Raw genomic sequence first — 1083 nt, forward strand, 5'->3', positions numbered from 1 at the left:
TACGATCGTTCGTATGATAGCGAAATAAGCAGGACAGAAAGTCAAGTTTTGTATTCAGTGGATGATCGTATGTCTGGTTCTATTGCCTTGAGGCGACCCCTTATTGCACCATCAGAACAGCACTCATCATGCAAGAAACCAAGCAGTTGCTGGAACAGAGTAATCTGAGGAATACAGAATAACGTTCTCCCTTCTCGTACCTGTCGAATAAGTCCAACAGACATCAGCGCTGATAGGTGGTGAGAAAGTGTGGATCCAGGGATTTTCAACTCTTTTTGAAGATCGCCCACTAAAAGCCCACTTTCACCCGCTTTTACCAATCTTTTGTAGACTCCCAGACGAGCAGGATGACCCAGCTCTTTCAGAACTTTTGCATAGTTTTCTATGTCGTCATTGGTATTCATCATTTTTTCCTGCCAAAAACTGCCCAATCCAAAGCTATCCGCATAGGGTTTACTTTAACTAAAAAAGGCTGACCTTATGGGCCAGCTTTTCATTCAATCCTCGGCTCCAAAGGTGGTAAAGGTTATGTTTCAGCAGGCTTACTGGGCGCACTGACTCCGTTCTGTAGCTGCTCCACCATCCCGATGCTGACCGGTCTTCTGAAAGCGCGTGCAGGTTTTGGTCCGACTATTACCTTCCTGTTCACTTCACCGCTGATGAATCCGATCATCATGGGTCTGTTATTGGCTACCTTTGGTATGAAGGTCACTGTGATCTACTTTGCCATCGCTCTGATCGTCTCCGTAGCCGGTGGTTACATCCTGGAGAAAATGGGCTTCGAGCGTTACGTTCGTGAAGACGTGGTACACGGTAAAGTAGCTGCGGGTTGTGGCACCTCTTGTGACGACAGCAAACTAGCACCTGTGGCTTCCGCCTGTGGCTGTGGTGATACCCAACCTGTAGTAGAAGCAAAGAGCGGTTGTTGCGACAGCAAACCAACTCCTGCTGCCTTCGGTTGTGCAACCTCTTGTGGTGACAGCAAGCCTAAGGCTGAAAACAAGTGGGGGCGCATCTGGAATGAAACTTGGAAACAATTTACCAATATCTTCCCGATCCTGATGCTGGGTGTAGGTATTGGCT

At 47.7% G+C, this 1083-nt stretch carries 2 protein-coding genes; one reads left to right on the forward strand and one right to left on the reverse strand.

Features of this window, described 5'->3' with window-relative positions; translation table 11 throughout:
• Nucleotides 1-41: 41 nt before the first annotated feature.
• A complete protein-coding gene (locus KDK14_RS15135) occupies nucleotides 42-407 on the reverse strand; it encodes an ArsR/SmtB family transcription factor (protein ID WP_373691090.1) in 366 nt (121 codons plus the stop codon).
• A 147-nt stretch (nucleotides 408-554) separates the two neighbouring features.
• Between KDK14_RS15135 and KDK14_RS15140 the strand changes: the two genes are divergently transcribed.
• A partial coding sequence (locus KDK14_RS15140) for a permease (RefSeq protein WP_257266010.1) occupies nucleotides 555-1083 on the forward strand: 529 nt, incomplete at its 3' end.

The sequence above is a fragment of the Endozoicomonas sp. ONNA2 genome (genome assembly GCF_024606365.1).
Taxonomy (GTDB): Bacteria; Pseudomonadota; Gammaproteobacteria; order Pseudomonadales; family Endozoicomonadaceae; genus Endozoicomonas.